The organism is Youhaiella tibetensis (assembly GCF_008000755.1).
GTDB classification, from domain to species: Bacteria; Pseudomonadota; Alphaproteobacteria; order Rhizobiales; family Devosiaceae; genus Paradevosia; species Paradevosia tibetensis.
In genome coordinates, this window is record NZ_CP041690.1 from 3,933,437 (window position 1) to 3,955,272 (window position 21,836).

At 67.8% G+C, this 21,836-nt stretch carries 21 protein-coding genes; 13 read left to right on the forward strand and 8 right to left on the reverse strand.

Translation table 11 applies throughout. The features are described from left to right. Positions 1-50 precede the first annotated feature (50 nt). The gene (locus tag FNA67_RS19230) at positions 51-1,217 is read left to right on the forward strand and encodes an alpha/beta hydrolase (RefSeq protein ID WP_147657658.1); all 1,167 of its coding nucleotides are present in this window, start codon (positions 51-53) and stop codon (positions 1,215-1,217) included. Here the strand turns inward: FNA67_RS19230 and FNA67_RS19235 are convergent. Both FNA67_RS19235 and pdxA read right to left on the reverse strand, forming a co-directional pair. Further along, on the reverse strand, positions 1,214-2,116 hold the full coding sequence (locus tag FNA67_RS19235) for a dihydrodipicolinate synthase family protein (protein WP_147657660.1): 903 nt from the start codon (positions 2,114-2,116) through the stop codon (positions 1,214-1,216). The genes FNA67_RS19230 and FNA67_RS19235 overlap by 4 nt on opposite strands. Before the next feature lie 26 nt (positions 2,117-2,142). Continuing rightward, positions 2,143-3,132: a 4-hydroxythreonine-4-phosphate dehydrogenase PdxA gene (gene pdxA, locus FNA67_RS19240; protein ID WP_147657662.1), complete on the reverse strand. Its 990-nt coding sequence runs from the start codon at positions 3,130-3,132 to the stop codon at positions 2,143-2,145. Positions 3,133-3,401: 269 nt separating this feature from the next. On the opposite strand from pdxA, the gene FNA67_RS19245 reads away from it, so the two are divergent. From FNA67_RS19245 to FNA67_RS19260, 4 genes are read left to right on the forward strand one after another with little or no spacing between them, the layout of a single operon-like run. Next, a complete protein-coding gene (locus FNA67_RS19245) occupies positions 3,402-4,430 on the forward strand; it encodes an ABC transporter ATP-binding protein (RefSeq protein ID WP_049706704.1) in 1,029 nt (342 codons plus the stop codon). Beyond that, positions 4,427-5,482, forward strand: coding sequence for an ABC transporter ATP-binding protein (locus tag FNA67_RS19250; RefSeq protein ID WP_147657664.1), 1,056 nt, complete (start codon positions 4,427-4,429; stop codon positions 5,480-5,482). The genes FNA67_RS19245 and FNA67_RS19250 overlap by 4 nt, the downstream gene beginning before the upstream one ends. After that, positions 5,479-6,567: a four-carbon acid sugar kinase family protein gene (locus FNA67_RS19255; protein ID WP_147657666.1), complete on the forward strand. Its 1,089-nt coding sequence runs from the start codon at positions 5,479-5,481 to the stop codon at positions 6,565-6,567. The genes FNA67_RS19250 and FNA67_RS19255 overlap by 4 nt, the downstream gene beginning before the upstream one ends. Before the next feature lie 8 nt (positions 6,568-6,575). Beyond that, the gene (locus FNA67_RS19260; protein WP_049706706.1) at positions 6,576-7,310 is read left to right on the forward strand and encodes a FadR/GntR family transcriptional regulator; all 735 of its coding nucleotides are present in this window, start codon (positions 6,576-6,578) and stop codon (positions 7,308-7,310) included. Here FNA67_RS19260 and FNA67_RS19265 read toward each other — a convergent pair. Both FNA67_RS19265 and FNA67_RS19270 read right to left on the reverse strand, forming a co-directional pair. Then, entirely contained in the window at positions 7,302-8,480 is a 1,179-nt protein-coding gene (locus FNA67_RS19265) for an MFS transporter (RefSeq protein WP_147657668.1), read from the reverse strand. The genes FNA67_RS19260 and FNA67_RS19265 overlap by 9 nt on opposite strands. A gap of 60 nt (positions 8,481-8,540) precedes the next feature. Beyond that, positions 8,541-9,725, reverse strand: coding sequence for a sialidase family protein (locus tag FNA67_RS19270; RefSeq protein WP_147657670.1), 1,185 nt, complete (start codon positions 9,723-9,725; stop codon positions 8,541-8,543). 250 nt (positions 9,726-9,975) lie between these two features. Between FNA67_RS19270 and FNA67_RS19275 the strand changes: the two genes are divergently transcribed. From FNA67_RS19275 to FNA67_RS19290, 4 genes are all read left to right on the forward strand, one after another. Then, positions 9,976-11,598 carry an ABC transporter substrate-binding protein gene (locus FNA67_RS19275; RefSeq protein ID WP_147657672.1) on the forward strand — a complete coding sequence of 541 codons (1,623 nt, stop codon included), beginning with the start codon at positions 9,976-9,978 and terminating at the stop codon, positions 11,596-11,598. A 70-nt stretch (positions 11,599-11,668) separates the two neighbouring features. Then, a complete protein-coding gene (locus tag FNA67_RS19280) occupies positions 11,669-12,619 on the forward strand; it encodes an ABC transporter permease (RefSeq protein ID WP_049706710.1) in 951 nt (316 codons plus the stop codon). Next, positions 12,619-13,581: an ABC transporter permease gene (locus FNA67_RS19285; RefSeq protein ID WP_049706711.1), complete on the forward strand. Its 963-nt coding sequence runs from the start codon at positions 12,619-12,621 to the stop codon at positions 13,579-13,581. The genes FNA67_RS19280 and FNA67_RS19285 overlap by 1 nt, the downstream gene beginning before the upstream one ends. Continuing rightward, positions 13,581-14,753, forward strand: a complete 1,173-nt coding sequence (locus FNA67_RS19290; protein ID WP_147657675.1) for an iron-containing alcohol dehydrogenase — start codon at positions 13,581-13,583, stop codon at positions 14,751-14,753. The genes FNA67_RS19285 and FNA67_RS19290 overlap by 1 nt, the downstream gene beginning before the upstream one ends. On the opposite strand, the gene FNA67_RS19295 is transcribed toward FNA67_RS19290, so the two are convergent. Next, a complete protein-coding gene (locus FNA67_RS19295; protein ID WP_147657677.1) occupies positions 14,747-15,319 on the reverse strand; it encodes a dihydrofolate reductase family protein in 573 nt (190 codons plus the stop codon). The two genes, FNA67_RS19290 and FNA67_RS19295, sit on opposite strands and share 7 nt — an antisense overlap. 173 nt (positions 15,320-15,492) lie before the next feature. Between FNA67_RS19295 and FNA67_RS19300 the strand changes: the two genes are divergently transcribed. The 3 genes from FNA67_RS19300 to FNA67_RS19310 all read left to right on the forward strand — a co-directional run bounded on the left by FNA67_RS19300 (position 15,493) and on the right by FNA67_RS19310 (position 16,763). Further along, positions 15,493-15,981, forward strand: coding sequence for a CAP domain-containing protein (locus tag FNA67_RS19300; RefSeq protein WP_049706713.1), 489 nt, complete (start codon positions 15,493-15,495; stop codon positions 15,979-15,981). Further along, complete coding sequence (locus FNA67_RS19305) at positions 15,971-16,204, forward strand: sulfurtransferase TusA family protein (protein ID WP_049706714.1); 234 nt, start codon at positions 15,971-15,973, stop codon at positions 16,202-16,204. Before FNA67_RS19300 ends, FNA67_RS19305 begins: the two co-directional genes overlap by 11 nt. A 121-nt stretch (positions 16,205-16,325) precedes the next feature. Next, on the forward strand, positions 16,326-16,763 hold the full coding sequence (locus FNA67_RS19310) for an Hsp20/alpha crystallin family protein (RefSeq protein WP_147657679.1): 438 nt from the start codon (positions 16,326-16,328) through the stop codon (positions 16,761-16,763). Between the two features lie 4 nt (positions 16,764-16,767). Here FNA67_RS19310 and FNA67_RS19315 read toward each other — a convergent pair whose 3' ends face one another. Both FNA67_RS19315 and FNA67_RS19320 read right to left on the reverse strand, forming a co-directional pair. Continuing rightward, positions 16,768-17,895, reverse strand: a complete 1,128-nt coding sequence (locus tag FNA67_RS19315) for a D-alanyl-D-alanine carboxypeptidase family protein (protein WP_147657681.1) — start codon at positions 17,893-17,895, stop codon at positions 16,768-16,770. A 102-nt stretch (positions 17,896-17,997) separates the two neighbouring features. Next, positions 17,998-18,690 (reverse strand): helix-turn-helix transcriptional regulator, encoded by a 693-nt coding sequence (locus FNA67_RS19320; RefSeq protein WP_147657684.1) that lies wholly within the window; start codon positions 18,688-18,690, stop codon positions 17,998-18,000. Positions 18,691-18,764: 74 nt separating this feature from the next. On the opposite strand from FNA67_RS19320, the gene FNA67_RS19325 reads away from it, so the two are divergent. Further along, the gene (locus FNA67_RS19325) at positions 18,765-19,349 is read left to right on the forward strand and encodes a DJ-1/PfpI family protein (RefSeq protein ID WP_049706718.1); all 585 of its coding nucleotides are present in this window, start codon (positions 18,765-18,767) and stop codon (positions 19,347-19,349) included. On the opposite strand, the gene FNA67_RS19330 is transcribed toward FNA67_RS19325, so the two are convergent. Then, complete coding sequence (locus FNA67_RS19330; protein WP_147657686.1) at positions 19,333-21,792, reverse strand: beta-glucosidase H; 2,460 nt, start codon at positions 21,790-21,792, stop codon at positions 19,333-19,335. The genes FNA67_RS19325 and FNA67_RS19330 overlap by 17 nt on opposite strands. Positions 21,793-21,836: the final 44 nt, after the last annotated feature.

The following is a 21,836-nucleotide window of genomic DNA, read 5'->3' on the forward strand; positions in this document are numbered from 1 at the left end:
AGCGCCGGTGCCCGACCCTAGACTGAGGCGAAACGGGGCGGGGGTGAGCAATGCTCGGCATCGCCGTAGGCCTGATCTCGATCGTTCTCGCCCTGCCGGTGGTGGCGCTGGCGCTTGGGGCCTTCCTCGACCCCACCGGCAGCGCCTTCGCCATGATCGGGGCCATGCTGTGGACCACTTACGGCCCGCACCTGCTCATCGTGGCGCTGTTCGCGCTTCTCCTCGCCACCATCGCCCGTCGCCGCGGCGCCCGGCGAACCGGCGGGCTGGCGCTCGGAGCGGCGGGCATCGCCGTGCTGCTGGCCGGGTTCATCCTCGTGCGCATCGTCGTGGCGGTGCTGGCCGCGGGCGGCACGATCAACCCGATCGCCGCGCTCGCCCTCGGCCCCATGACCGAGCCGCCGCCCGATCTCCTCGAGACGGTGACAAGCGTCGAGGGCAAGGACCTCAAGGCCGCTATCTACAGGCCGAAGGAAGGCTCGGCGCCTGCCCCGGTGCTCGTCTACGTCCATGGCGGCGGCTTCATGGCCGGGACCAATACCGAGACCGCAGCCGACCTGCGCTGGTTCGCCGACCGGGGCTGGCTCGTCGTCAGCGTCGACTACCGGGTCTTCGGCCCGAACGAGCCGACCTGGGACAAGGCCCCGCCCGATGCGACCTGCGGGCTGGTCTGGGCCGGCGCCAACGCCGCCCGCCTGGGGGGTGACCCCAGCCGCATCGCGCTGCTCGGAGATTCCGCCGGCGGCAACCTGGCGATCAATATCGGGTTTGCCGCCGCCGATGGCCGGGCGGTATCGGGTTGCGGCGGCGAGGTGCCGGTGCCCAGGGCCATCGCCGTGCAATACCCCGCCGTCGATCCGGTCGCCACCTACGAGCGGGGCTTTCCGATACCCGGGTTCGAGCCCTCCATGCTGATGGAGGGCTATGTCGGGGGAACGCCGCAGGACTATCCGGACCGCATCGCGGCCATCGCCTCGGCGAACTTCATCGCCCAGCGCGCCCCGCCCACGCTCATCATCGAGCCGGAAAACGACAGCCTGGTGGTGTCGGACGGGGTCTATGGCTTTGCCGACAAGGCGCTGGCCGCCGGGGTGAACCTCGAACTGGTCCGCATCCCCTTCGCCAACCACATCTACAACCAGATCGCCTTCAATTCGCTCGGCAACCAGGCCGGCCGCACCATCCGGCTGCGCTTCCTCGACCAGCACATGCGCTAGCCCAGCGCCTCCAGCTGCGCGAAGACCGCCTGGCGCTGCGCGGCGTCGAGCGCGACGAATGGCGGGCGCACGCGGCACCAGCCTTCATCGCCCGTGCGATGAGCGACCATGGCCTTGATGGTGGGGATCTGCACGTAGCTGTTCGAGAGCGTGCGCAGGGCGACGATGCGCGCCTGGGCCGCCTCGACGAGCTCGGCGGCTTCGGGCTTGTCGAAATTGTCAAAGACGGTGCGCAACTGCGCCCCGACGAGGTTCGAGGTCGCCGTGATGCACCCCGCCCCACCTTCGCGCAGGAGCGGCAGCATGAAGGGATCAGCCCCCGACAGGATCGAAAGATCGGGGAAGGCGCGCACCAGCGCCTTCATGTGCTCGATATCCCCGCTCGAATCCTTGACCCCAACGAACGTGCCGGGGAATTTCTCGATGAGGGTGGCAATGACCTCGTGCGGGATGGGAATCTGGGCGATCGGAGGGATGTGATAGAGGATGACCTGCAGCCGGTCGTCGGCCACGCCTTCCACGATCCGCGAATAGGCGTCGACGAGGCCCTTGGGAGCTACGCCCTTGTAGTAGAAGGGCGGCAGCATCACCACGGTGCGCACGCCCAGCGAAAGCGCGTGCCGGGTGAGTTCGATGGTTTCGGGAAGCGCGCAGACCCCGGTGCCGGGCAGCAGCTGGCCGGCGGGCACGCCCGAGGCGACGACCGCCTCGAGCATGGCCTTGCGCTCGGCCAGCGAGAAGGAATTGGCCTCCCCGGTCGAGCCGAGCATGGCCACGCCATGACAACCGTCTTCGATGAGGCGCTTCGCATGGGCGGCAAGCTTGCCCAGGTCCGGCGCCAGGTTCTCGTCCACCGGCGTCGCCGCGGCGCAATAGACGCCGGTAATGGTCCGCGCCATCTCAGTTCTCCTCCAAAAGATCGGTTTCAGCCGCGCGAGGCGGCGAGCCTGCGGCCATAGGCAATGGCCTCGAGCATGTTTCCGTGGTCGGCCTTGCCGGTACCGGCAATGTCGAAGGCGGTGCCGTGATCGACCGACGTGCGGTCGATCGGCAGGCCGAGCGAGACGTTGACGGTGGTATCGAACGCCACCAGCTTCATGGGGATGTGCCCCTGGTCGTGGTACTGCGCCACCACCAGGTCGAACGCCCCGTTATAGGCGCGGAAATAGACGGTGTCGGCCGAGATGGGCCCGTGGGCATCGATACCGAGGGCGCGGGCCTGCTCGACGGCCGGGGCGATGAACTCGACATCCTCGGTGCCGAAGAGGCCGTTTTCGCCGCAATGGGGATTGAGGCCCGCCACCGCGATCCGCGGCCGTTCGTAGCCGACGCGCATCAGATGCTCGTGCCCGGCCTGGATGGTGGCCAGCACCCGCTCGGTGGTGGCGCGTCCGATGGCGTCGCGCAGCGACACGTGGGTGGAAACATGGATGGCCTTGAGGCGCGGCGAGGCCAGCAGCATGAAGGAGGCCTTCGACCCGGTGAGCGCCGCCAGCATGCCGGTATGCCCGTCATACTTGTGCCCGGCCTTGTTGAGCGCTTCCTTGTTGATGGGCGCGGTGACGATGCCGGCCGTCTCGCCCGCTTCGGTCAGGCGCACGGCCCGCTCGATATAGCGGAACGCCGCCTCCCCGCAGCTCGGGTCGAGCCGGCCGAACTCGGCCTTGAGCCCGGGGACCTCGACTTCCTCGACGATGACCCCGTGATTGCCCGGCTGGCCGCGCAGGCCCACCGTAAGGGCGCTGCCGACGACCTTCCCCGCCCGTTCGAGCACGGCGCGCGAGCCGACCACGACGATGTCGCGCCGTTCCTCGGCTGGAAGGGCCGACAGGGCCGCCATGATGACCTCCGGTCCCACGCCCGCCGGATCCCCCATGGTGATGGCGACAGGTCTGCTTGCGCCGTTGGCTGCCATGAACGTGCCCTCCTCGAATGGCGGGATGCTTGGGGGAGCCTGACGAAGTTGTCAACAAAAATTACAAGTTCCACGACCTGCAATCATGTCGCAGGAGACAACCAATTTGGATTTAAATATATGATTTCGTTTATTTTTCCGAATTGCTTCGCGCCAGATTATGCGTAACGGCACCGCAAGTTGATTGACATGTGGACAATTTAGCCTATGGTCCCCGGAAACTGCCGCACGCCCTGTGCGGACGAATGCGGCCAGGGGAGGACACCTGCATGAACTCGGAGGCGATTGCCGCCCAGGCTGGCGGCCCCCTGCTCGACGTCCGCGACCTGACGGTCACCGTTCCCGCCCGCGGCGGCGTCGCCACGATCGTGGACGGCATCTCGTTCCGCGTTGAGCGCGGCGAGGCGCTGGGCGTGGTCGGGGAATCGGGCTGCGGCAAGTCCATCACCGCCATGAGCCTGCTCGGCCTGCTGCCGCCGGGCGGCAAGGTCTCCAAGGGTTCGGCCGCATTCGAGGGCAAGGACCTCTTCAAGCTCAGGGATTCGGCGATGCGCAAGGTGCGCGGCGGCCGCATCAGCGTGGTCTTCCAGGATCCGATGACCTCGCTCAACCCGGTGATGCGGGTGGGCGACCAGATCGCCGAGCCGCTCATGGAGCACCTCGGGCTTTCCAAGGCCGATGCCTGGAAGCGCGCCGGCGAACTGCTGCGCCTGGTCGGCATCCCGGGTGGGGAAACCCGCCTCACCAACTATCCGCACGAACTCTCGGGCGGCATGCGCCAGCGCGTGATGATCGCCATCGGCCTTGCCTGCGAGCCCCCGCTCGTCATCGCGGACGAACCCACCACCGCCCTCGACGTCACCATCCAAGCCCAGATCGTGGACCTGGTGAAGGACCTTCGCGCCCGGCTGGGCATGTCCATCATCTGGATCACGCATGACCTCGCCCTGGTCTCCGGGCTCGTCGACCGCGTGATGGTGCTCTATTCGGGCAAGGTGGTCGAGGAAGCGCCGGTCGATGCGCTCTACGCCAACCCGACCCATCCCTACACCCGCGGGCTTCTCGCCTCGCTGCCGCGCCTCGAGGGCGAGGAAAGCCGGCGCCTGCCCTCGATCGCCGGCACCCCGCCCGACCCGCGCAACCGCCCCGCCGGCTGCCCCTTCGCGCCGCGCTGCGCCATGAAGATCGCGCGCTGCGAGCGCGACATGCCCGAACTGGAAGCCGTCCCCGGCGACGCCGCCGGCCACCGCGCCGCCTGCTGGGTGACCGTCGAGGGCCGCACGGAGGCCGCCGCATGACCACGCTCGATATCGAAACCCCGCGCAAGACGGCCGCCCGGCCGGGCGAGGCCGACGTGCTGCTGCACGTGGAGGGCCTGGCCAAGCACTATCACATCAAGCTGGGGGCCTTCGGCCAGACCGCCCAGACCATCCACGCGCTCGACGACTTCTCGGTCGACATCATTCGCGGGGAAACGCTGAGCGTGGTGGGTGAATCGGGGTGCGGCAAGTCCACGGCAGGCTTCGCCATCCTGCACCTGCATACCCCCACGGCCGGCAAGGTGATCTATGACGGCACCGACATCGCCCGGCTGGGCGAGAAGGACCTGCGCCCCTTCCGCCAGAAGCTCCAGGTGGTGTTCCAGGACCCCTATTCGACCCTCAACCCGCGCATGACCGTGGGCGAGGCGCTGGCCGAACCACTGCTCTTCCACAAGGTGGCCGACAAGTCCGACATCAAGGAACACGTGGCGCGCCTGCTTGCCGATGTCGGTCTGCCGCAGCGCTTCGCGGGCAGCTATCCCCACCAGCTTTCCGGCGGTCAGCGTCAGCGCGTCGTCATCGCGCGCGCCCTCGCCTGCCGCCCCGAGTTCCTGGTCTGCGACGAGGCCATCTCGGCGCTCGACGTCTCGGTACAGGCCCAGATCATCAACCTTTTCCAGGACCTGCAGGAACGCTACGGGCTGACCTATCTCTTCATCGCCCACGACCTGGCCGTGGTCCGCCACATCTCGGATCGCGTGGTGGTGATGTATCTGGGCCGCCAGGCCGAACTGGCGCCCAAGGACGAACTCTTCGCCAACCCGCTCCATCCCTATACCCGCGCCCTGCTCTCGGCCGTGCCCGAACCCGACCCGGTGCGCGAGCGCGAGCGGCAGCGCCAGGTGCTCAAGGGCGACGTGCCCAGCCCCGCCAACCCGCCCACCGGCTGCCGCTTCCATACGCGCTGCCCGGCAGCGGTCGAGCGTTGCAGCCGCGAAGTGCCCGACTGGCGCGAGGCGCTGCCGGCCCATTGGGTTGCCTGTCACCGCGCTCCGGGCGGCCCGGAGCCACTGGCGCCTACCCCATGAGCCTGCTGGTCGGCATGGTGGCCGACGACCTGACCGGGGCCCTCGACGCCACGGCGCCCTTTGCCCAGAGGGGGCTACGCACGACGGTCATCGTTTCGCCCGAGGGACTGGCCGGGCCGCTCCCCGCCGATGCCGAGGTGCTCTGCATCAATACCGCCAGCCGCGAGGTGCCCGAGCCCGAGGCGCGCCGCCGGATGGAGGCAGCCATGGCCGCGCTCCTCCCGCTCGCGCCGGCCATCCTCTTCAAGAAGATCGATTCGCGCCTCAAGGGCCATGTGGGCATCGAAACGCAGGCCATGGCGCAGGCGAGCGGCCGCGGCAGGGTGATCGCAGCCCCCGCCATCCCCGATCTTGGCCGGCTGGTCTATGCGGGCAAGCTCGTCGGGGCGGGCGTACTCGAGCCCATCCCGGTGGCGCCACGCCTCCTGCCGCTGGTTGCCGAAGTGCCCGAAATACCCGACCAGCGCGCGCTCGACGCCATCGGTCGCGCCATCGTGGGGGAGGGATCCTCCTGTCTCGCCGTGGGCGCGCGCGGCCTCGCCCAGGCCATCGCGGCGCGCCTGCCAGCGCGCGCGGCACCACCGGCGCCCCGGCCCCTGCCCCGGCCCTGCCTCATCGCCATCGGCTCGCGCGACCCGATCACGCGCGCGCAGGTGGAAAGAACGCTTGCCGCGCTCGGCCCGAAGCATGTCCGCGCGCCCAACGGGGCAGTGCCGCCCCTGACGTTCGGCCCCGGCCTCACCCTGGTGACCACCGAACCCGGCACGACGACAGAAGCGGGCACGGTGGTCGCTGCGCGCTTTGCCGGAGGGCTGGCCGCCGCCATCGCCGCCCAACCGCCCGCGGCCATGCTCATCAGTGGCGGAGAGACCGCCTATGCGGTATTTGCACGCCTGGGGGTATCGGCGGTCGCGGTGGGGGGCGAAGCGGCGCCCGGCACCCCGTTCGCGACGACCTTGATCGGGGATAGACAAGTTATCATCTTAACGAAATCTGGGGGTTTCGGCCCCCCTGATACGATTTCGCTGCTGGTTCGCCAGCCCCAGGACTTAGACTTAAGTTTAGATTCGCAAGCGGCATCATAGAACGCGCAATGGCAATGGTGGACGACAAATCGACGGAAGGTGTTCGACAGAAGGCGCTCTTCGCCGATCGTGTCTACCAGCTCCTGTTTTCCAAGATCGCCAATGGCGACTACTCGCCCGACGAAAAGCTTCCCAGTGAAAAGGAACTGGCCGAACAGTTCGACGTAAGCCGTCCTATTGTACGCGAAGCATTGGAGCGCCTGCGGCGCGAAGATCTGATCTATTCGCGCCAGGGCGCCGGCAGTTTCGTGCGCATCAAGACCGAACAGCGCGTGCTCGGCTTCCCGCCGGTGGAGACCATTGCCGATATCCAGCGGTGCTACGAGTTCCGCCTGACAATCGAACCGGACGCCGCTTTCTTTGCCGCCCGGCGCCGCAACGAGGCCGCCATCACCAAGATCGGCCAGGTTGTCGAGATGTTAGGAGACGCGACCCGCCAGCAGCGTCACCGCGAGGATGCCGACTTCGCCTTCCACCTGGCGATCACCGAGGCCTCCAACAACCATTACTACAGCTCGGCCATGCAGGCGCTGCGCACCCATATCGGGGTGGGCATGAAGTTGCACGGGCTGGCGCTGATGGGGCCGTCCTCCGGACTGCAACGCGTGTTCGACGAGCACTACCAGATCTACCAGGCCATCCGCGACGGCGACAGCGAACTGGCGCGCGAGCGCATGCGCCGGCACCTGGAAGGCTCGCGCAACCGGCTCTTCGAAGACCGGATGCTCGATCTCTCACTTTAGGGAACTGGCCCTGTTGGCGCGGCGCGCCAGCATGCTCGCGCTCGCCACCACCGCGGCCAGCATGGCGAAGGTACCCGCTCCCCCCGTCGCCAGCGCCACCGCGCCAACGGCGAAAGGGACGGAGAAGAGGCCGAGCCGGTTGCCCATCTGCCGCATCGACATGGCCGTGCCCCGCGCCCCGCGCGGCGCGATGAAGAGCAGGCCGGCAAGCGTCGCCGTGCCGGCGCTGCCCAGACCGAACCCCACCAGCGGCAGGAACGGAAACATGGCCGCGCTGGGCAGGGGTACGGCGAGAAGCGCCAGTCCCCCGGCAGCCGCGAGCGCGGCAATGCTGGCCAGCCGCCCGCGCCCCAGCCACCGCGACAAGACCCCGTAGGACGCCCGCGAGGCGACCGAAGAGAGCGAGATGACGGCCAGCATCACCCCGATGGTGGCGGCCGGAATGCCGCGCTCGAGCCCGAGCACGGGGAGATAGGTGATCATGAGGTCCTGCGCGGTGGCGCAGATGCTGCCCGCGAGGAGGATGGCCACCAGCCCCGGCGTGCGCACGATGGCCCCTATCGAGGGCAGGGCCTCGAGGCGCGCGGCCTGCGGCCGCAGGCGCAGCGCCAGGAGCGTGGCGACGATGACGAGCGCAATGCCGGTGAAGCAGGCCACGAGATAGAGCTGATGGCCGATGCGCTCGGGATGATCGCTCCCTACCAGGCCAATGACCAGCGGCGCGCAGGCATCGCCCAGCGAAGTGGCGAGCAGGTAGTTGCCCAGGATCGCATCGCGGTGCGGGCGGGTGGAGACCTGCGGCACCACCATCTGGAGACCCGAATAATGCAGGGTCTGGCCGACGCCGAGCAGGGCGATGCCGCCGAAAAGCACCGGAAGCGAGGCCGCGCCGATCGTGAGCGTCAGGACGGCCAGGGCAATGAGAGCGGCGCCGACGAGCATGGTCGGCTTGACCCCGTGCCGGTCGGTCAGGCGCCCGAACCACACAACGAGGAAGAGCGGCACCACCGCGAAGGCCGCCGCCAGCAGCCCCGCCAGATTGGGATCGAGCCCCAGCGCGATGGCCTGGTAGGTGCTGGCCACGCGCGTGAGCGGCACGGTGAATTGCACGAGGAACGCGGCCAGCAGCAAAAGCGCGAGCGGCGCCCGGATGAGCATGCGGCGGGCCATTTGCGGCGCTCTCGGGGGAGGGAGCGGACGGCGCCCGATGGGCGCCGCCCAGGGAGTTCCTTAGGCCGCCGACACCCAGGAGCGCGGGAAGCGCACGAACTTGATGGCGCGGCGGAAATAGGTGTAGGCGACCCCGATGCGGCCGTCCTCGAGCTCGGCGACGGTGGGGTAGGAGAGCTCGAAATTGCGACGCTCGGCCTTGGAGGTGTCGTTGCTCAGCGCCGCGCCCGAACTCGCATCGATATTGCGGCGCACCGGCCAGCTGGCCCCGCCATCGGTCGAAATGGCGATGGTCATGGGCGAACGCGGCGTGCCCCAGACCGCCCGGCGCAGCGTGTCGTTGGCCGGATCCTTCTCGCCCACCGGCGGCTTGCCATCATCGATCCCGTCATAGAGCCCGGCGCGGCGATCGCTCGAATCCGCGGCGCTGATGGCGTTGTAGACCAGGGCGATGGCGCCATCCGAAAGCCGGCGCGCCTGGATGGAGGAATTGTTGTTGGGCAACTCGGTCGGCACCGGCTCCGTCCAGGTGCGGCCGTTGTCGGTCGAGCGGCTGATGTAGATGGCGTCGGCATAACGCGAGCGATAGAGCGCGATGAGCTCGCCATTTTGGAGGTCCACGATGTTCATGTGGACCGCGCCCACGCTGCCCGGCACGGCGTATTCGGTCCAGGTCTGGCCCTGGTCGGTCGAAATCTTGACCCCGCTCGTGTCGTTGTGTCCGTGCCATTTCTCGCCCGGCACCGGGTTGCAGTGGAAGACGGGCAGCAGCCAGTCACCATTGGCGAGCACCACCACGGGATTGCGGATGAAGAGCCCTTCCTCGGGGAACGGACTTTCGATCGGCCCCCAGCTCTTTCCGCCATCATGGGAGATGCGGCGGCGCACGATGGAGGTGTCCTGGTTGCCGAAATCCTGGGAGGTGTAAAGCAGCAAGAGATCCCCGTTGGGCGCTTCGAACAGCACCGGATTCTGCTCGCTGCGGGTCGGATCGTCCGAGAGCTTGACCTCCGGCGTCCAGGCATCGGCGCCCTTGGGCAGGCGCGAGAAATAGATCGAGACGTCGGGCTTGCCCTCCTCGGTGCCCGCGAACCAGACGCAGGCGAGATCGCCATTGGAGAGCGGCAGCAGGAACGAGGCATGCGTCTGCTGGGCGTGGGAAGGCAGGAAGCCCTCCTGCCGGTCGCGGTCGTCGGCCGCCGCCTTCAGGATGCCGTCGGTGTTGAGCTCGGCTGTCTCGCCCATTGTGCAGGTTCCTCCTCGGTGTCGTTGCGGCGCAAAATGGACCGAAATGCACAACTTGTAAAGTCGTTACGCAAACGACAAATGGCGGCCTAAAGCGCTATTAATGCAATTAATTCAGCCTCTTACATCGAAGTGAGCAAAAACGCGCAGCGTGAGCCTGCGACATTTTTGCCAATGAGTTGACATGTTATCAATTTCTGACAATGATCCCGGCCAGCATCGCAAGACGAGGATGCCTGGGAGGAGACCTATGTCCAAAGACCACGAAATCACTGCATTGAACCGGCGCGCCGTCCTCAAGGGCGGGCTCGGCCTATTCGTCGGCGCCAGCGTGCTCGGCATGCTCAATTCGCCCGCTTTCGCGCAGGAGCAGGTGCTCAAGATCGCCAATGGCGGCTTCGACATGGACTGGTCGCCCCTGCGTGGCGGCGGGCGCGTGCTGCGCTGGCAGTCGTTCTGGTGGGCGACCCCGATGTATTTTGACTCCGAAGGCGCGCTCCAGCCTTACGTCGTCACCAGCTGGGAGCCGAGCGCAGACATGTCCGTCTGGACGTTCAAGCTCGATCCCAACGCCAAGTTCTCGGACGGCTCCAAGATCACCGCGGCGGACCTCAAGGGTTCCTGGGAACTGGCCGCCATGCCCTCGAGCCGCCATGTGCGCATCAACCAGGTGCTGTTCGGCGTGCAGGGCTATGACGAGGTCGTGGGCGGCACCGCCAAGGAAATGCCCGGCATCGTGGCCCAGGACGAGGAAACCCTGGTCGTCGCGCTCAAGGCGCCCGATCCGATCTTCTTCATGCGCATCGCCAACGAACTGGTGCCGGTGGTCAAGCCCTCCGAGGCGCGCGACGAGAACGGGGAGGAAGTGCAGGAATGGTACGCGCCCGACATGGGCGGCGTCTCCTCGGGCCCGTTCAAGCTGGTCGAGATGAACCTCGACGACGGCTTCCTCGCCTTCGAGCCCAACGAGAACTTCTTCGGCCCCGCACCCAAGCTGACCCGCGTCGAAATCCGCTCGGTCGAAGATCCGGTGACGGCGACCACCCTGCTCCAGAAGGGCGAGTTCCAGGCCCATACCGAGCTCGTGACCTCGACCGTCATCGATGACCTCGGCCCCGAATTCTCGTCGGGCCCGTCCATCCCGACCGGCCAGCACTTCTGGTTCAACGTCAACTCCGAGCCCTTCAACGACGTCAACGTGCGCAAGGCCTTCATCATGGCCGTCGACCGCGCCGCCATGATGCAGGCCTCCTTCCCCAAGGGCCCGCACAAGCAGGCCGACCAACTCCTGGTCGCCGTGCCCGGCGTCGACCCCGCGTTCGAGCCCTATCCCTACGATCCGGCCCAGGCCAAGGAATTGCTTGCCGCGTCCAGCTATGGCGGCGCAGAGCGCCTGCCACGCATCGTCATGGTCGGCATCGGCTCGCCCGCCCAGAAGGCGGCGGCCCAGTTCATGGTCGAGCAATGGCGCCAGAACCTGGGCGTCTCGGCGGTCGAACTGCTCGAGCGCCAGGACAACTTCGCCCCGGCCGACGTCCACATCTTCCGCGACGACATCGGCACGCGCGTTCCTGACGCCACCGCGTTCCTGGCCGGTGGCATCCGCACCGGCGGCGGCATCGCGGCCGGCAAGATGAACGGCTATTCCAACCCCGAAGTGGACAGGCTGCTCGACGAAGCCACGGCCCTGCCCGTCGCCGACCCGGAACGCGACGGCAAGGCCCGCCAGGCCCAGAAGCTCTTCCGCGACGATTACGGCTATATCCCCTGGTACTACGAGACCATGTCGCGCTGGGCCCTGCCCAACGTCACCAACATGGACAAGAACCTGGATTGGCAGGTCGTCCATCCCTGGGACGTGACCATCGGTTAACGCCATGCCGGCCGCGGGAGCCTCCCGCCCGCGGCCGGTCCCCTCACTGACGTGAAGGAGGAGGCCGACAATGTTCGTCTACATCATGCGGCGCCTGCTGCTCTGGATTCCCGCCGTGATCCTCGTGCTGCTCGGCGTTTACGCCCTGGCCTTCTACGGCGCCGGCGATCCGATCAAGCTCATCTTCCTGCGACAGCCCGGCGACGTGGCGTTCGACCCCAACCGCATCGAGGCCATCCGGGAATCGGCCGGGCTCAACCGCCCGTTCATCGAGCAGTTCCTGAGCTATGTCTGGAATGTGCTCCACGGCAATTTCGGCAATTCGCTGGTCTCGGGCCGTTCGGTCTGGCGCTCGATCTCGGCCGCCGCCCCGGTCTCCATGCAGATCGGCCTCCTCGCCATCGTCATCACCGCAATCGTCGCCATCCCGCTCGGCGTGCTGGCTGCCCTGCGGCAGAACACGGCCGTCGACTACGCCATCCTCGGCGGCGCCCTCTTCCTCTGGGCCATCCCGGCCTATGTCGCCGGCCCCCTGCTCATGGTCCTGCTGCTCGTGGTCTTTCCGCAGGCCGACATTTCCTACGGCTGGGGCGGCCTCCTCGACGCGCGCATCATCCTGCCGCTCGTCGTCATCTCCTTCCAGCCCATCGCCCTCATCGTGCGCCAGACCCGCGCGGCGGTGATCGAGGTGCTCAGCGAGGATTTCGTGCGCACCGCCCGCGCCAAGGGCCTGCCGGCCCACAAGATCGTCTTCCGCCATATCCTGCGGCCCGTGCTGACCCCGGTCGTCACGCAACTGGGCCTGATCATGATCACGCTCATCAACGGCGCCGTCTTCGTCGAGCTGGTCTTCGGCCTGCCCGGGCTTGGCCGGCTCACCATCCAGTCCCTGCTCAATTCGGACTATCCCATCATCCTGGCCGTCACCCTCATCGCCTCGGTGCTGGTGATGGTCTCCAACCTGCTCGTCGATCTCGCCTATCCGCTGCTCGATCCGCGCGCCGCCGCGAGGAGGTCGTGATGACCGCTGAACCCGCCAGCCAGGCCATCGCCGCCGCCGACGAACAGCAGACGAGCCTGTGGGGCGACGCCTGGGCGCGCCTGCGCGCCAACCGGATCGCCATGGCGGGACTGGTGGTGATCGCCGTCTTCCTCTTCATGGCCATCCTGGGTCCATATCTGACGCCCTACGACTTCCTCAGCCAGAGCCTGGAAGCGCGCAACCAGGGACCCTCATTCGCCCACTGGCTGGGCACGGACGAGCTGGGCCGCGACGTCTTCAGCCGCATCATCTACGGGGCCCGCACCGCCCTCATCGTGGCGCTGGTGGTGACCGCTATCTCGGTGGCCATCGGGGCGCTGCTCGGCGCCGTCTCGGGCTATTTCGGCGGCTGGATCGACGGCTCGATCATGTGGGTGACGGACCTTTTCATGTCGGTTCCCAACCTGCTGCTGGTGATCGTGGTCAACACCTCGCTCAAGCCGCCCCTGGCCCGCTGGCTCGACGCGCTCTACGCCAGCACGCAGAACCCCTTCTTCCGCTCGACCTCGATCATCGACTTCACCCTGGTCTTTGGCTCGATCGCGCTGGTCACCTGGCCGCCCTATGCGCGCCTCGTGCGCGCCCAGGTCATGTCGATCCGCCAGCGCCCTTACGTGCTTGCCGGCCGCGCCCTCGGCCTGCCGACGGGCCGCATCCTGACCCGCTACATCATCCCCAATTCCATCGGCCCGCTGATCGTGGCCGTGAGCGCGGGGCTGGGCACCGCCATGACCATGGAGAGCGCCTTCTCGTTCCTGGGCATCGGCGTGCAGCCGCCCACCCCGAGCTGGGGCCTGATGATCTCGGACGGGCTGCGCACCTGGCAGCAATACCCCCATCTTCTCGCCGCGCCCGCCGCAACGCTCGCCCTCATCACGGTAGCCTTCAGCTTCGTGGGCGACGGCCTCAACGACGCGCTCAATCCCAAGGGAGCCAAATAATGTCCGCCGGCCTCATTTCCGCGACCAGCGATGGCGCCCCCGCTCCCCTGCCCGTCGAAGGCTGGTCGCGGCCGCTGACCGTGCTGCGTCCGCACCGCATCGAATTCGGCCCCGGCAAGGCGGCCTTTGCCGGCGAATGGGCGGCGGGCCACGGCGTCACGCGCACGCTGGTCATCTGCGACGCCTTCAACGCGGCGCGGGTGGGCCTGCTCGGCATCGAGGGCGAGGTCGTCGTCTTCAGCGAGGTCAAGCCCGAGCCCGACCTGCCCAATCTCGAAAAGCTCCTCGCAGTCGCCCGCGCCGCCGACGCCCAGATGATCGTCGGGTTCGGTGGCGGCAGCGCCATGGACATCGCCAAGCTCGCCGCCGTCATGGTCGACGACACCCGCTCCTTCCATGAGCTGGTCGGGGCCCACAAAGCCGGTCCGCGCCGTACGCGCCTGATCCAGATACCGACCACGGCCGGCACCGGCAGCGAGGCGGGAACGCGCGCGCTCGTCACCGACCCCGCCTCGGTCAGCAAGCTCGCCGTCGAATCCAACCACATGCTGGCCGACCTCGCCATCATCGACCCGGCCCTTACCATGACGGTGCCGCCCGCCGTCACCGCCGCCACCGGCATCGACGCCCTGGCCCATTGCGTGGAATCCTTCACCTCCAAGCGCGCCCACCCGATCATCGACATGTACGCGCGCGAAGGCATCGCGCTCGTGGGCAAGTACCTGGGACGCGCCGTTGCCGATGGCGGGGACGTCGAGGCCCGTTCGGGCCTGGCCCTGGCCTCGCTCTATGGCGGGTTCTGCCTGGGGCCGGTCAACACCACCGCCGGGCACGCGGTGTCCTACCCGCTCGGCACCCGCCAGAAGATCGCCCACGGGCTGGCCAATGCCGTGATCTTCCCCCACACGCTGGCCTTCAACGCCCCGCAGGCCCGGCAGAAGACCGCCGAGGTCGCCGAGCTCCTCGGGCTCGATCCGACGCGGCTCCTCGAGAGCGCCCGCGACTTCTGCGCCGGCCTGGGCGTCGAGATGCGCCTCTCCAAGCTGGGCGTGCCGGAGGGCGACCTCGCCATCATGGCCGAGGAAGCCGCCCAGATCCGGCGCCTCCTCGACTTCAACCCGCGCCCGGTGGATAAGGACGACATCCTCGCCATGTACCGCGCCGCCTATTGAGCGGCCCGGGACCGAACGGCAAAGCGCATGAAGGTCACCCCGTTCTCGAACGGCCGAACCTCCAGGCGCTCGAGGCGCGCGAGGGCTGACATTTCGGGGAACATCGGCGTGCCGCCCCCGACGAGGACGGGGATGAAGTAGATCGAGATCTCATCGATCAGCCCCTGCCGCAGGAGGCTCGCGGCCAGCGTCGGACCCGCCACCCCGATGTCGCCTGGCGCCCCCTTGAGCGCGGCGATGTCCTCGGCGGAGAGGGCATGCACGAGGCGCGTGCGGCTGGTGCCGACCTGGCGCAGCGAGCGCGACACCACGATCTTGTCGGTGCCGCGCCAGACGAGGGAGAAATCGCGTTCGGCCTGGCTCAGGCTGGCATCCTCCCAGAGCGTATCCCACACCGCCATGGTCTCGAACATGCGCCGCCCATAGATGGCGATGGCCTCGCCGGCCTGCTCGCGCTCGGCGAACCGGTGCACTTCCTCGCTGATCTGCCCCCATTCGAACCTGCCATTGACGTCGCTGATATAGCCGTCGAGCGAGGCCATCATGCCGAATTTCAGCTTGCCCATGCCTGCCGCCTCCCCTGCTGCGGGTGCCATGGCTCATATATTTGCCCAAGTTTTCCACCAAGTGCACGGGGCCCGCGCCCGGCTACACTCTTGGTTTACCTCGATCTGGCTAGCTCGGGCGTTCGATGCGCCTTCATGACGAACCGCCCCAACAGCCGAGGATGACCCCGACTATGACCCTTTCAACCCGCGTACGGCCGCTTGGCCCCGTGCTCGCAGCGACCCTGGTGGCCGCCCTACTGGGCGCGTGTTCGTTCGGTGGCGGCGGTGGCGGCGGCAGCATTGCGCCAGGCCTGGTGGCCCGCATGGATACGCCCGGCGCCACGCTCGACAAGACCGCCTCCCTGGGCATCGTCAACCAGTACCGCGCCACCGCCGGCGCCGGTCCGCTCCGGCTCGACCCGGGCCTGGATGCCACCGCCCAGGCGCTCGCCAACGAATATGCCCGCACCGGCACCGCTCCCAAGACCCCGAGCGGGGCCCGCACCATTCGCGTCAGCGCCGGCTACGCCAATTTCGCCGAAACCTTCTCGGGCTGGCGCAACAGCCCCGACGATGCCCGCGTACTTGCCGACCCCACGCTCGGCCGCGCCGGCCTGGGCGTCGCCTACGACCCCAATTCGGGTTACGGCGTCTACTGGGTGCTCGTCCTTGCCGACTGAGGCCATCGAGACGCTCGACGCCAGGGGGCTCAGATGCCCCCTGCCCGTCCTCAAGGCCGAAAAGCGCCTGGCAGAAATGGCGCCGGGCGCCGTTCTCGCGGTACTGGCGACCGACCCCGTGGCCAAGGTCGACATCCCCCTCTATTGCCTCCAGCAGGGCCACCAATGCGTCCAGTCCATGGAAGGGGACGCATTGCGCTTTCTCATCACCAAGAGCGCGTGATTTTTCGCTGCGGCGGCGGAAACCGGCGCGGCGACTTTTCCGTTTAGGAGCCGGGGGCGTTGCGACGGTCCCGCTCTCGTCGGCCCCGCAAGCGCCCTTCCTTCGAGAAAGGAGCACTTGGATGCAACAGAGAAGCAACCTTCACCGCGAAATCGACCGGCTCTTCAACGATTTTTCGCGCGGTTTCGGCGCGCCCGCCCCGCTCGCCGGGCCGGGCGAACAGTTCGGCCTCATGCCCGACATGGACGTGCACGAAGCGGACGGCCGGATCATGCTGACCATGGAACTGCCGGGCGTGGCCGAAAAGGACGTCGACATCACCTTCAACGACAACCTGCTCACCATTTCGGGCGAGAAGCGCTCCGAGACCGAAAACCGGAACGGGAACGCCTATCGCAGCGAGCGCTCGTTCGGCTCTTTCTCACGCTCCATGAGCCTGCCCTTCCGAATCGAGCCGGACAAGGTCGAAGCGCGTTTCGAGAACGGACTGCTCAAGGTCACGGTGCCGCGTCCGGCCGATGCCGGTCCCCAGACCAAGCGCATCGAGATCAGGCACTGACCCGCTAGGGCCGCGGCCGCGGACGGGGCACGATGGCCCCCAGGTTTGCCGCGGGCTGGGCGGCGATATCGGCAACCGGGGAGAGTCCCTGGACACCCGCATAGCCCGGACGCGGGCGCGGCAGCGGCACATCGCGGAGCTGGCCGAGATCGGTGGCCGAATAGATCCGCCCCTCGATCTCGTCGGTGAGGTAGCTCGGCTTGCCCTTGAGCCCGAGCGGATAGGCCGCCTCGCGTTCGGCGACATAGGCCTTGGCCTGCTTGCCGCAGAGCAGCGAGCGCATGTCGGCCGGCGCGCCGGCGACATTGGCCACCTGCAGGATCGACTTGCCGGTGCCCGGCAGCGCGCCGGAAAAACCGCGCAGGAAAAGTTCGGCCGTCATCTCGCCGCGCTCGCGCGCCGACGATCCGCCCAGGACCACGGCCATGAGCGAGCGCCCGTTGCGCTCGGCAGTGGCCACGATGTTGAGCCCGGAAGCGCAGACGAACCCGGTCTTCATGCCGGTGGTGCCGGCGAAATGGGTGAGCAGGTCGTTGTTGGTTTCAAGGTTCGCCTTGCCGAGCTTGACCGCTTCGGTGGCGAAGATGGGCAGGTATTGCGGGTAGAGCTGGCGAATATAGAGCGCGAGCACGGCCAGATCGCGCGCCGAGGTCACCTGCGCCTCCTGGTGGAGGCCGTTGGCATTGACATAGTGGGTATTGGTCAGCCCCAGTTTGATGGCGGTGGCGTTCATTTCGTCCACGAACGTCTTCTCGCTGCCCCCCACCGTCTCGGCGATGGCGACGGCCACGTCATTGGCGGACTTGACCAGCATCACGTAGAGCGCGTCCTGCATGGAGAGCGCCGAGCCGACCTTGAGGCCGGACTTGCTCGGCGCCTGGTTCCAGGCGTGCTGGGAAATGGTCACCGGCGTATCGAGCGCGACGCGTCCCTCGGCAATTGCCTGGAAGGCGACGAAGGCGGTCATCAGCTTGGTGAGCGATGCAGGGTGCCAGGGAGCGCCGGCATCCTCCTCATAGAGCACCGCCCCGGTATCGGTATCGAGGAGGAGCATCGGATTGGCCCAGGCCGGCGACGCCAGGGCCAGGACAGCGAGAGCAAAAGCCAGAACAAGGCGGCGAAGGAGGAGCACGCGATTCCCGAGCGGTAATGGAAAACCCGGGCGCACTCTTATCAGCCGGGCCGCCCCCGCTCAACCTTGGGCGCCCCGATCTGGCGCGGTTGTGAACGCCTCTCAGGTGAGATCGGGCAGGGACGAATTGCGCTTCCAGCGGTGGAAAAGCGTGCGGCGCGGCTCGGGCAGGCGCGCCTCGAGCACCTCGATCCCGGTCATCCGATCAATGCGGAAGTTGCGGTAATCATTGCGCAAAGTGCACCAGGCGAGGAGGATCTGGCGCCCTTCGTAATAGCCCAGCGCCAGCGGATAGATGACCCGCTGCGTGCGCTCACCTTCCGGGGCCGCATAGGCGATCTCCACCTGGCACTCCTCGCGGATGGCGCGGCGCAGGTCGGCGAGTCGCGTATCGCCTGGCGCCTTCTGGTGCGGCATGGCGAAAAGCCCGATCGATTCCATCTCACCGCGCCGCTCCCCCGGCAGCACCGCGGCGATCTTGGACGTGGCGTCGCGAGCCGCCACCGACATCTCTGCATCCGGGCCGTAGACGATCAGGCGCAGCCCGAGCACCAGCGCCTCGATCTCGGCCTCGTTGAACATCAGGGGCGGCAGCCAGTAATCGGCCTTGAGCTGGAAGCCCAGCCCCGCCTCGCCATCGATGGCCGCGCCCATGCCCTTGAGCGTCTCGATATCGCGATAGAGCGAGCGCAGGGACACGCCCATCTCGTCGGCCAGCACCTGACCGCTCACCGGCCGGCGGCGACGGCGCAGGGACTGCATCAGGGCAAGAAGGCGTTCACTGCGCTTGGCCATGCAAGTTCCGCTGCTGACAAAATCTGGTCGCGCCCCGCCCTAGCCTCTCCCCGACACAACAAAGGAGCGAACACATGACCATCATCGCCACTCTCCTCACCGAAGGTTTCGCCGATTGGGAGACGGCCATGCTCAACGCGGCGGCCAGAGGCTTTTACGGGGTGGAAACACGCTTTGCCAGCCCGGGCGGGCACGCCGTCACCTCCATGGGCGGGCTCAAGGTGCAACCCGAGATGACCTTCGAAACGCTGGACCTGGAAGCGATCGACGCGCTGGTGATCTCGGGCGGCTTGATCTGGAAGACCCCCGACGCCCCCGATATCGGCCAGGCGGTCCGCCAGGCCCACGCCCGGGGCAAGGTGGTCGCCGCCATCTGCGACGGCACGCTGGCACTGGCACGGACGGGACTGCTCGACACGGTGGCCCATACCAGCAACGGCGCGGGCTATCTCGATGAAAGCGGCTATGGCGGCGCCGCGCTCTATCGCGACGTGCCCGGCGCCGTGCGCGACCAGCGGGTCGTGACGGCCCCCGCCACCGCGCCGGCCACCTTCATGGCGGCGGTGCTCGCCGAGCTGGGCCGGGCCGACGACCAGCTTGCCTATTATGTCGGCCTCTATGGCGCCGAACACGGGGCCGGCGTCAAACCGGCAGCATGAGCGTCGTCGCGCGGCCGACCGACGCGGAGAACGCGATGTCGGCCGCCGACCGGCCAAGGTGAAGGGTAAAGGTGCCCGCCTCGACCAGCCAGTGGCGGGCCTCCGGGCGATAGAAGGCGAAATCGCGATCCTTGAGGTCGAACACGATGCGCCGGGTCTCGCCGGGCTCGAGCGCCACCTTGGCGAAGGCCTTGAGCTCCTTGGCGGGACGCTCGAGCGAGGCCTCGTCGTCTCCCACATAGAGCTGGACGACGTCACTGCCGGCGCGCTCGCCGGTATTGGTGAGCCAGACGCTCACCCGCACGCTGGCATCGGCCTCGAAGCCGGAGGCATCCACCTCCGGTTCGGAGAGCGCGAAACGCGAATAGGAAAGGCCGAAGCCGAACGGAAAGAGCGGTGCGATGCCGGTCTTCTCATAGTGCCGGTAGCCGACGAACAACCCTTCTTCGTAGCGCACCTTGCCATTGAGGCCCGGATAGACCTCGGGGTCCTGGCTGCGGGTCGGGTTGTCGCCCCATTGCACCGGAAAGCTCTGCGGCAGCCGCCCGCCCGGTTCCGCCGTGCCCAGCAAAACGTCGGCAATGGCGTTGCCGGCCTCCTGGCCGGGATACCAGGCCTCGATGACGCCGGCGACCTTGTCGAGCCATGGCATCTCGACCGGCCCGCCGGTCTGGAGCACCACCACGGTCCGCGGATTGGCCGCGGCGACGGCGGCGACGAGTTCGTTCTGGCGGCCGGGCAAATCGATCGAGGCGAGGTCGCTGCCCTCGGTATCCCATTCCCCGTTGCGGCCCACAAAGACGAGAGCGGTCTCAGCATCGAGCGCGGCGGCGACCGCCTCGGAAATCGCCTCGTCCCCGAGCGGCAGGCCAATGCCGGCGCGCAGGCCCGCGACGGCCAGGGTACGCGCCGGACGCGTGGCGAACTCGATAACCACCTTGTGGCTGCGCCCCGCCTCGAGCATCGCCTCCCCGATCACCTCGTCATTGCCCTCCTCAAAGAAGGTGCGGCCGGGCGTCCAGCCGGCCCAGGAATCGGCCACGAGCCTGCCGTCGATATAGAGGCGAGCGAGGCCGGCACTGAAGAGGCCCACACGATGGAGTCCGGTTTCCTCGGGCCGATAGGTGCCGGTGAGGCGGGCCGAGAAATTGAGCGGATCGACCTTGCCGTCGGCAATCCGTCCGATCCAGAAGGCCTCGGCATTGGTCTGGGTGCCGTGATGCACCGGTTCGCCCGCCAGCTCGGTATTGGCAAAGAAGGCCACCGAGAACGTGCCTTCGATCAGCGGCTCGAACCGGTGGTTTGTGGCGCCCGGAGCATAGACCAGGCGTTCGCGCCCCAGCGCATCGACCAGCCCCTGCCAGGGCGAGACGCGATAATGGGCGTTGAGCTGGGCGCTGCCGCCACCCATGATCTGGGCGGTCCGCGCATTGGGGCCGATGACGGCGATACGGCCGGGCATGGGCTCGAGCGGCAGCACGCCGCCCTCGTTCCGCAGCAGCACCATGCCTTCGGCGGCGGCGCGGCGGATGAGGGCGCGGTGCTCGGCCCGGTCGTCCGCGTGTTCCTCGAACGGACGCCGGTCATCGATGGCGCCGGTGCGCTCGAGCAGGTGGAGCACGTTGCGCGCCCGCTCGCGCACCGTCTGGGCGCTGACCGCCCCGTCGCGCACCGCCGCCACGAGCTTGTCGCCGCGATCGCGCGTCGGCCCGGGCATTTCGATATCGAGCCCGGCATTGACGGTCGGGGCGGTCGAATGGGAGCCGAACCAATCCGACATCACCACCCCGTCATAGCCCCATTCGTTGCGCAGCACCGTGGTGAGCAGCCAGGGATTTTCCGAGGCATAGACGCCATTGAGCTTGTTATAGGCGCTCATCACGCCCCAGGTTCGGGCGACCTTGACCGCCGCCTCGAAGGGCACGAGGTAGAGTTCGCGCAGGGTGCGCTCATCGATCTGGGAACTGATCGTGGTGCGCTCGATCTCCGATTCATTGCCGGCGTAGTGCTTGATGGTGGCGCCGATCCCCTGCCCCTGCAGGCCCTCGATATAGGCCACCGCCAGCCGGGCCGTGAGGATCGGATCCTCCGAATAGCACTCGAAATTGCGCCCGTTGGTCACCGAGCGGTGGATGTTGACGGTCGGGGCCAACAGCACGTGGGCGGACTTGGACTTGACCTCCTCGGCCAGCGCCGCCCCGACTTCCTCGAGCAGGTCGACGTTCCAGGTGGCGCCCAGCGCGATGCCGACCGGGAAGCTCGCCGACTTGACCCCGCCGATGAGCGAGCCGCCCCCGCGCGCGCCGTTGGGACCGTCGGTCACCCGCAGCTTACCGATGCCGAGGCGATCGATGGCAGGCAGCGACCAGAAATCCTCGCCCGAGAGCAGGCTCACCTGCTCTTCGAGCGTCATCCGGTCCAACAGGTCATCGATGCGCGCCATGGAGTGCCTCCCTCTGTGGCGCGATGCTAGCCGCCCGCCCGCCG

Coding starts and splice junctions, on each gene's coding strand:
- FNA67_RS19230 (WP_147657658.1), top strand. CDS start 51: ATGCTCGGCATCGCCGTAGGCCTGATCTCGATCGTTCTCGCCCTGCCG.
- FNA67_RS19235 (WP_147657660.1), bottom strand. CDS start 2,116: ATGGCGCGGACCATTACCGGCGTCTATTGCGCCGCGGCGACGCCGGTG.
- pdxA (WP_147657662.1), bottom strand. CDS start 3,132: ATGGCAGCCAACGGCGCAAGCAGACCTGTCGCCATCACCATGGGGGAT.
- FNA67_RS19245 (WP_049706704.1), top strand. CDS start 3,402: ATGAACTCGGAGGCGATTGCCGCCCAGGCTGGCGGCCCCCTGCTCGAC.
- FNA67_RS19250 (WP_147657664.1), top strand. CDS start 4,427: ATGACCACGCTCGATATCGAAACCCCGCGCAAGACGGCCGCCCGGCCG.
- FNA67_RS19255 (WP_147657666.1), top strand. CDS start 5,479: ATGAGCCTGCTGGTCGGCATGGTGGCCGACGACCTGACCGGGGCCCTC.
- FNA67_RS19260 (WP_049706706.1), top strand. CDS start 6,576: ATGGCAATGGTGGACGACAAATCGACGGAAGGTGTTCGACAGAAGGCG.
- FNA67_RS19265 (WP_147657668.1), bottom strand. CDS start 8,480: ATGGCCCGCCGCATGCTCATCCGGGCGCCGCTCGCGCTTTTGCTGCTG.
- FNA67_RS19270 (WP_147657670.1), bottom strand. CDS start 9,725: ATGGGCGAGACAGCCGAGCTCAACACCGACGGCATCCTGAAGGCGGCG.
- FNA67_RS19275 (WP_147657672.1), top strand. CDS start 9,976: ATGTCCAAAGACCACGAAATCACTGCATTGAACCGGCGCGCCGTCCTC.
- FNA67_RS19280 (WP_049706710.1), top strand. CDS start 11,669: ATGTTCGTCTACATCATGCGGCGCCTGCTGCTCTGGATTCCCGCCGTG.
- FNA67_RS19285 (WP_049706711.1), top strand. CDS start 12,619: ATGACCGCTGAACCCGCCAGCCAGGCCATCGCCGCCGCCGACGAACAG.
- FNA67_RS19290 (WP_147657675.1), top strand. CDS start 13,581: ATGTCCGCCGGCCTCATTTCCGCGACCAGCGATGGCGCCCCCGCTCCC.
- FNA67_RS19295 (WP_147657677.1), bottom strand. CDS start 15,319: ATGGGCAAGCTGAAATTCGGCATGATGGCCTCGCTCGACGGCTATATC.
- FNA67_RS19300 (WP_049706713.1), top strand. CDS start 15,493: ATGACCCTTTCAACCCGCGTACGGCCGCTTGGCCCCGTGCTCGCAGCG.
- FNA67_RS19310 (WP_147657679.1), top strand. CDS start 16,326: ATGCAACAGAGAAGCAACCTTCACCGCGAAATCGACCGGCTCTTCAAC.
- FNA67_RS19320 (WP_147657684.1), bottom strand. CDS start 18,690: ATGGCCAAGCGCAGTGAACGCCTTCTTGCCCTGATGCAGTCCCTGCGC.
- FNA67_RS19325 (WP_049706718.1), top strand. CDS start 18,765: ATGACCATCATCGCCACTCTCCTCACCGAAGGTTTCGCCGATTGGGAG.
- FNA67_RS19330 (WP_147657686.1), bottom strand. CDS start 21,792: ATGGCGCGCATCGATGACCTGTTGGACCGGATGACGCTCGAAGAGCAG.